This is a genomic window from Okeania hirsuta, from assembly GCF_003838195.1.
GTDB classification, from domain to species: Bacteria; Cyanobacteriota; Cyanobacteriia; order Cyanobacteriales; family Microcoleaceae; genus Okeania; species Okeania hirsuta.
This window is the reverse complement of sequence record NZ_RCBY01000085.1, coordinates 20,257-28,390: the sequence shown is the minus strand read 5'-3', so window position 1 is coordinate 28,390 and position 8,134 is coordinate 20,257. Positions and strand designations below refer to the sequence as shown.

At 33.8% G+C, this 8,134-nt stretch carries 5 protein-coding genes; 1 reads left to right on the top strand and 4 read right to left on the bottom strand.

Annotated features, from left to right (window positions below; translation table 11 throughout):
* Window positions 1-113 precede the first annotated feature (113 nt).
* From D5R40_RS15685 to D5R40_RS15670, 4 genes are all read right to left on the bottom strand, one after another.
* Window positions 114-1,766, bottom strand: a complete 1,653-nt coding sequence (locus D5R40_RS15685) for a dynamin family protein (RefSeq protein ID WP_240038757.1) — start codon at window positions 1,764-1,766, stop codon at window positions 114-116.
* A 513-nt stretch (window positions 1,767-2,279) separates the two neighbouring features.
* Entirely contained in the window at window positions 2,280-4,358 is a 2,079-nt protein-coding gene (locus tag D5R40_RS15680; protein ID WP_124142971.1) for a dynamin family protein, read from the bottom strand.
* A 1,167-nt stretch (window positions 4,359-5,525) separates the two neighbouring features.
* On the bottom strand, window positions 5,526-5,840 hold the full coding sequence (locus tag D5R40_RS15675; RefSeq protein WP_345789239.1) for a hypothetical protein: 315 nt from the start codon (window positions 5,838-5,840) through the stop codon (window positions 5,526-5,528).
* 127 nt (window positions 5,841-5,967) lie between these two features.
* Window positions 5,968-6,636 carry a phosphoribosyltransferase gene (locus D5R40_RS15670; RefSeq protein ID WP_124142973.1) on the bottom strand — a complete coding sequence of 223 codons (669 nt, stop codon included), beginning with the start codon at window positions 6,634-6,636 and terminating at the stop codon, window positions 5,968-5,970.
* A gap of 81 nt (window positions 6,637-6,717) precedes the next feature.
* Here D5R40_RS15670 and D5R40_RS15665 point away from each other — a divergent pair, with 81 nt between their 5' ends.
* Window positions 6,718-8,103, top strand: coding sequence for an RNA-guided endonuclease TnpB family protein (locus D5R40_RS15665; protein ID WP_339379648.1), 1,386 nt, complete (start codon window positions 6,718-6,720; stop codon window positions 8,101-8,103).
* Window positions 8,104-8,134: the final 31 nt, after the last annotated feature.

The window sequence follows — 8,134 nt, the reverse complement described above, 5'->3', positions numbered from 1 at the left end:
TGTGAATGGAGAATTTTTAACCTTGAGTCCGTGAAACCCTTGACTAGCAATAGTTATTCCCAGAACTTTGCACTGTCTAGTTACCTAGATTTCCATCAAAATATTCCGATGTCTTAACCAGCTAAAAAATCCAACTCTTGATTTATTTCTGCCGATAAATTATTCAATAACTGTAATTTATTTCTTAACTTAATCGCCTCCGGTGACTGCTGACTAACAGGAACCTTAATCACTTTTTCTGCTTTTTCTTCATATTTCTCAACTGCTTTTAGAGCTACAGCACTAAAACGGCTTAAATAATCTCTAGCTGCATTAGCATAAGCTTGTTTTACCTGTTGCTGATAACTATCTAAATTTTGTGATTTATTCTGTTTATTATCGCTCAAAAAATAGGTCGCACCACCAGCAACTGCGGCACCCATCGGACCTGCTAATAACCAACCTATTCCAGTGGCGATCGCTATATTTTTTACCCCTCCTGATTTTTTGGTTTCTGATGGGGGTGGGGATGGCAAAAAAACTTTAGGAGCTTCAGGAAATGTAATAATTAATTCTGCTGGTTCTTCTTGTTGAAAAAATTCACAAGCTTTATCTATCCATTCGGTAATTTCTTGTTTATATTTCAGAGCTTCTGGTCGAAATTTTTCCGACTCCCAAATATTAAAAGTTCTTTGTTCCAAAACTATAGCCAATTCAAATTGATGGCGCTCCAAAAGTTTAGTTAAATATAGCCAACTTTGAAAATTTGAACTACTTTTTTGAAAGCCTTGTGTAATTAATTTTTCTGCCCGCTTTTGAATCTCAAATTTTTCACTTTTCCGCTCTTGAATAGCAATTAACTCTTTAGTCACTTCCTTAGCACTAGCTTCCATGACTTGACATAACTGAGAAGCGACTGTCTGTATTCTTGGTAATTGAATATCTATCTTTTTCCCATCAGTTTCAACAATATTTTGTAAAGCAGATTCAAAAGTTACTAAACCCGTTGTTTGCGCCACAGAAACATCACCTTTTAAGCGACCCCGCAAAGCAGGCAAAGCATCAACTCGATATAAGTTACTAATATTACTTGGTAGTTCGGAGCGAAAACTTTCTGCCAGAAAGCGTATTCTATTGTTAACTTCTGTTTGTTCATCTGAGGAGAGTAAGTTCATAAAATTAACAACAAAAACTACTGTCTTAATACCTCTATCCCACAACCAATCTCTGAGATTTTCTCGTTCTCCTAAAGTCATCAAATTTCTGGCATCTAAAACCTGTACTACTAGATCGGCAGTTAACAATTGGTCTTGCACCAAAATATCTTGAGCTTCCCGGTCATTTGTTCCTGGTAAATCTAAAAATTCAACTCCTCTTTTCAAGAAAGGATGAGGGCAATAAACTTCTACTGAAGTCACATCATCTCGCATTCGACGGTTATTATCTAGCACTGCATATTGTTTGAGAATATCTGTACCAGTTTCACAAATTTTACTTCCATCTTTAAGATTAATTTTAGTCTGTAACTCTGTACCATATTTTATAGAAATTGCAGCTCCAGTAGTAGGAATTAAATCAATGGGTAATGTTCTTTGACCTAAAAAGGCATTAAGCAAAGTAGATTTGCCATAATTAAACGGAGCAAAAACAGCAATTTTAAAAGAAGGATTTTTCAGATATTCACAAATAGAAATTATATCTTTTTTCAATTGAGAGTCTGGCTCAAGTTCTAACATTCCAAGAGCAGAATTAAAATAGCGAATCAAGTTATCAAAATTAGTCTGCAATTTTTACTCCTCCTTTAGATATCCATATTATTTAGACAAAAGCTTTATTATGAAGGCAAGGCAAAAGGCAGAAGAGTTAGAGAGGAATTTGAAAAAGGTATTTTGATAACCGAATTTGGCATAATACCTACCACCTAATTCTATGCAGCTTCATATAAAATTGGTATAAGAGTTTTAAAAATTTTATCTAATTCATGGTTTTTTTACAAATCATTTAGGATTACTATATAGTAATCCTAAATAATACCTAATTTATTAAATATTTACTAGGGTAAATGTAGTAAAAGAACGTAAGACTTACTATTGATCTCTATAACTGAACATTTGGAAACTATACTACTCTTGAATTGAGAAACTAAACCAAACCAAACCTACATTTATAATTTATATAATTTATATAATTTATATAGAAGTCGCCATTACTGTATTTGACATATCAAAAGCTTAAAACTCAGACAACGCCACATTTTTCCTTTTTCCTTCTTCTTTCTTTCTTCTTCCTTCTTCCTTCTGCTATACAATTGCTTTCATAAAATCCTGATAAACGGCAACTATTTTTGTACATTCAGATGACACATCAGTTTCTAACTGTTGAAAACGAGCTAATTCTGCATCATTATTAATTTCTTGTTCCTGTTTTTGCTGTAGCAAATTATCTAATTCCGACTTCCGAGATTTAATATCATCATCTATCCTTTCTTTAACTTCCCCTTCATAAGTATCAAAACATTCTTTAATAGCATCATAAATAGGCTGCCACTGTTCATTTCCTACTTCAGGTAAATGTTTAACCAACTCTTTTTTCGCCACTTGAACTACTTTTTTCCGTGCTTCATCTGCCTGCATTACACCTACACCTAAACCTAATAAAGCTAAACCAATAGGTCCTAAAGTTATCCCTGTAAAGAAAGTAATTGCTGTATATATTCCTCCTACAGCCAATAAATTTAGCAAGATATTTTTCCAATCAAAACCTGCTCCGGCCATCGCCATACCTGCGATATTACCCCTAGCTAATGAAAATAATCCCATAGCCCATTTTGCCCAACTAGGAGCATTATCCTCACTGGAAACAGAAAGGGCAGATTTGACCTTTTTTCCTGTTAGTTTTTCAGTGATTTTATCTGTGACTTTTGTATAGGAAGCACCATAATGAGCAGCTCTTCTAGAAAGTTGTAAAAATGCTGCATCCATCTTATTTTCAACGGTAATAGTCCATGCTGCTAATTTATCGCTAATATATTGTTCAAATCCTTTTTTTAGTTCTATTTCAAAAGCTTCTCTTTTACCAGGGTTAATGAAATCGAGAAATTTTATATCTGGTTGATAGCGCAAAAAGTCTGATTCAAAAGTATGTTCCAGGTCGAGGACATAAGAACGAAAAGAATTAGCAATTTCAGTCGCTTCTTTGTCTCTAACTGTTCTAATTTCTGACTGAAATTGGTCGCGAATTTCAGCAAGTTTATGAAACTCTGGTGCTACAGAATTAATCTTATTTATTAGCTCTTCAATATTTTGTTCTAATAAAGGAGTACGACGGGCGATCGCCTCTCGTAAATGACTATCTGCTTGAGCTGCTAAAGTTTTTGCTTGCCTAAATTCTTGAGCTGCTCTTTCTTGAGTCAAAAATTGATTTAATGCACCAAAAAATTCTGGAAAACCTGTTCCTTCTAGAGAAACTGAAGGATTTTTTAATCGCCTTCTTAATGCCAGAATTGAAGATAGTTCAAAAACTCTTTCTTGATAGATATTTTTATTTTCTTCTACACAATACTCATTGAGGTTAGCTTGAAAAACTCTTCTTAATCTTATCTCTGCTTCTTCTAATTCTTCTCGGTCATCTGGGTCAATTAAACTATCTTGTACTTGATCCCAAGCATTAATTAAAAAGAACACACTCAACCCTCTACCTTTAATATAATTTTCTAGATAGCGACGTTCTCCTAAAGTACAAGGTTGAGTTGCTCTCATCACAAATAAAATAGCATGACAATTATTGATATAACCAAGAGACAATTCATTCCGTGCTTCTGTATCATTTAAACCAGGACTATCAACAATTTCTATTCCTTTTTCTAAAATTGGTAGGGGATATTCAACCACTGCATAATCAATATCAGGAAATGCTTGTTTTTTTTCTTGTTCTAATCTTTTTGCCTCTGCTGGGTCAATTGTATAGTTTCGTTTGAAGCTCTTAAAATCTAGTGACAGAGGTTTTTTTCCATCATTAAAATGTATAGTAACTTTTTTTTCTGGTCCAAATTTTAATACAGTTAATAATGCTGTACAAGGATTAACGTCGCTAGGTAAAATATTTTCACCTATTAAAGCATTAAGAAATGTACTTTTTCCCCGTTTCATATCTCCCAATACCATCAAGCGGAACACACCAAGGCGGAGATTTTTGCCAGCATTTTTAATATCTTCTATTTCTCTTTCTAAACCTAATTTTCCCGAAGTATTTTTACCTCCTGATTCTGCTTTTTCTAAAGTTTCAGCTATTGTACATAAACTAGCAGCTACTTCGGTTCTAACTTTAGCTACTCTTTCTAAATCTTGGATAAAATTTTCTGCTTCTATTTTGTGACTCATTTTGATTTGAATAAATTAATTACTTGAGATAATTGTATCCTGTAAATCTTCTTAGTATTTAGACAAAATTATTGTTTTTTTACTTTTCGAGTATAAAGCAATAAGTCAGTTATATTACATAATTAGGGTTTGCTGAAAAAGTATGAATAGTAGGGGTAGGAGTCAACCCACCCCTAACCCCTCCCAGGACGAGAAGTCAGGAGTCACGAGGAATGGGGAATTTATAGGAGGTACTCGGAAAAATTATAAGAGTGATTTTTCTGCCATAGTCAGCCCAAAATCCTAACTTTTTGGTCACTCAAGCTTAAAAAGTTGCACTTTTTTTCCCTCTAAAAAAGCTAAAATATTTATCTGTAAATGTTTTTAGATTTAATCAGCAAGCCCTAATTATTAAGTCTAAAGTTGGCAGTAGTAGAAACTATGTTTATGTTTTTAGGGTTTTGAGTTACCATAAGTTATACCACAAAAAATATTAGGTTACTATAAGTTACAAGTCAGGAAGTAAATTTATTTTGTATTGAGACTAAAACAAATCCATAATTGACTTAAAACAGTTCCCAAATTCATAAAAATATTTTCCCGCCAATGGCATTCTTTGACTTTTCCCATAACGTTCACCAGGAAATTTATTAACAGTCTTATACTCATTTTACCGAATAATTAAGGTTTAAAGCCTCTCCTTTAAAGGAGAAATAAGAAAAAATTTTCCTTTTATTCAATCCTCTTCCTTTTAGAGATAGGTAATTATCAATTATTGAACAATACTGTTAATTCTGGCTGACTATTTTAATAATGATTTGGATAACACTGTAGATCGTCACTGAAAACTGAATGCTGAAGTTAAAACTGAAGATAAACTCAGTTGATTGGGAGGCTTGAATTTCTTAATTCCTCCTGAATTATGATTATTTATTTATCTAAATACAAATAATTATAATAGGAAATAATAAACCTCCTGTAAACAGTAATAAAAAACTACTAATTCCAATTACAAATGGATAATTAAATAAGATATTTTTACAGTAACAGGGAGCAGATAAAATAAATATATATGAATAAGATAACTGCTATATTATATATTTTTAAGAGACATCTCAATTCTCACATCTGATTCTTGATTGCTATATAAACTAAGCTATTTTTTGTTGATTTAAAATCAAACATTTTCTAACGAATTAAATCAGCAAAACTATAAGTACTAAGAATTAATAATAGTATAGCTGTGAATTGGGAAGCCTGTATTTGAGGAGATGGTGTAAGTGCTTCTCTAACTAAAATAGAAATAGAATAACCCATTACATAACTCAGGCATAAGACTAAATATTGCCATTGCTCTGTAACACTCCAACACAATAATAATACTATGGCAAAGACTAACATTATTAACTCAATAAAGCCTGGTGGATTATATTGTATACCACTCCTAATATTTTGACACCACAGTTGTAAAATTCTCATAGTTTTGATATTAAATAAAATCACAAAATTCCGATTAATTACCAGAAAAAAAATTATGGAATTTATACTTAAATAGCAAAAATTTTCATGATTTGATATTCAACATCAAAAACATCAACCATATAAATAAAAATTAAAAATTTTTTTACTCTCACAGCCATTCAGTCTGTTGTTGAAGACAAGCCAAAGCAACCTCAGTTTCCACCTGAGTAAACTCAGCATAAAATCGACTCACACTCAAAAACGGCTGAGGAGTTTCCAATACAATTAAGCGATCGCAACAATCTGCCAAAAATTTAATCAATTCTGGAGGAGCAACTGGCACAGATATCCAGACAGCATTCGGTTTATGCCACTTAATAGACTTTAGCGCAGCTATCATCGTCATACCCGTAGCTATTCCGTCATCAACTAAAATTACTAACTTACCCAGAGGAATAACTTCAGGCTTTCCACCACTAAGACATTCTAATTGAGACTGTGCTTTTTCCCTTGCTCTTTCAATTATAGCCTTTTGGACTTGTAAATTGCGTGGTTTGTGCCTCGACCACACAATACAACCATCCGCTGTCACAGCACCAAGAGCCAATTCTGGATTATCCGGTAAAGTAATTTTCTTCGCCACCACCACACTCAAAGGACAACCCAACCGACGCGCAATAGTTACTGCTACTGGCAACCCCCCTCTTGGTAGACCATAGACAATAGGCTTAATCATCCACTCAGTAGTCAAACTCATTTGACAGAAATCTGAAAAAATAACCTCAGCCAATTTTTCTCCAGCATCAGTGCGGTCTCGAAATATGGGAATAGATGACATAATTTTCTCCAGCTACTGACACTTAAATTTTACCTTCTATCACCAGAGGGCCAGCACTAAATCAAAGATTATAGTGCCTGGATGAATGGTGAGTATATAATTGTGATTTCCTACGGAATGCTCCGCAAACGATGTCACAATAATTATATACAAAAATTAATAGTTTATCCAGTAGATATTTCAGGTAAATTCAGTTATAATGATAGATATATTCAAGGAATTAATAATACTTTGCTAGTAATTGAGGCCAAATTAAAAGGCAGTCAAAATCAGTACAAAGTTTTAGATGAAATGATACTAACAAGTCAGTTCATTAGAAACAGTTGCTTGCGTTATTGGATAGATCATAAAGATGTTAAGCGCAACGACCTACAAAAGCTTTGTTCACAACTAGCAAAAGATGTTAATTTTCCTTGGGCTAAAAAGCTAAACTCTCAAGCTAGACAAGCATCAGCCGATAGAGCATGGCAATCAATACAACGATTCTACAAAAATTGTAGACAAAATAAACCAGGCAAAAAGGCTTATCCAAAATTCAAGAAATTCACTCGGTCGGTAGAATACAAAACAACTGGCTACAAGCTATCTCCAGACAGAAAAAAAATTGAGTTTAAAGATGGTTTTCAAGCTGGTGTATTTGAATTATGGACAAGTCGTGATTTAGTTTGGTATTCAGAGCAACAAATAAGTCGTGTTAGAGTTGTGAGACGAGCTGATGGTTATTATTGTCAATTTCTAGTAAATGTAGAGAGAAAAGAAACTCATAATTTTCAAGGCAATGTCGTAGGAATAGATTTAGGTTTAAATACTTTTTATACTGATAGTAATGGTAAAGCGGTAGATAATCCTAAGTATTTAAGGAAGTCGGAAAAACAACTAAAAAAGCTACAACGGAAAGTATCGCGTCGGCATAAAAAAGGCCAAAAACCGCAATCAAATAACTACCACAAAGCAAGAATTCAATTAGCTAGGCAGCACCTGAAAATTAGTAGACAGCTTAAAGACCATGCGGTAAAGACTGCACGGGCGTTAATCCAATCTCACGATTTGGTAGTCTATGAGGATTTGAAAATTGCTAACCTAGTTAAAAACCATAATTTAGCCAAGTCAATATCTGATGCAAGTTGGTATCAATTCACACAATGGGTAGAGTATTATGCTAAATTGCACGGAATTGTTTGTGTAGCAGTACCTCCCCATTTCACTAGCCAAAATTGTTCAAATTGTGGTCAAACAGTTAAGAAATTATTGTCAGTGAGGACTCACAAATGTCCACACTGCGGTTATATTGCTGACAGAGACCATAACGCAGCAAGAAATATTCTGGCAAAAGGTTTAGAAATGCTAGGAGCAATAGTCAACAGTACCGAGGGGCACTCGGAACCAGGGGGAAACCCAAAAGCTACGGGAGAGTCCAACCTCTGGTTTGGTGATAGCAATGTTGCCAATCTAAAGTTGTCTCTATGAGCGTAGAATCATCAATGATGAGAATCCCGCA

Coding starts and splice junctions, on each gene's coding strand:
- D5R40_RS15680 (WP_124142971.1), bottom strand. CDS start 4,358: ATGAGTCACAAAATAGAAGCAGAAAATTTTATCCAAGATTTAGAAAGA.
- D5R40_RS15670 (WP_124142973.1), bottom strand. CDS start 6,636: ATGTCATCTATTCCCATATTTCGAGACCGCACTGATGCTGGAGAAAAA.
- D5R40_RS15665 (WP_339379648.1), top strand. CDS start 6,718: ATGAATGGTGAGTATATAATTGTGATTTCCTACGGAATGCTCCGCAAA.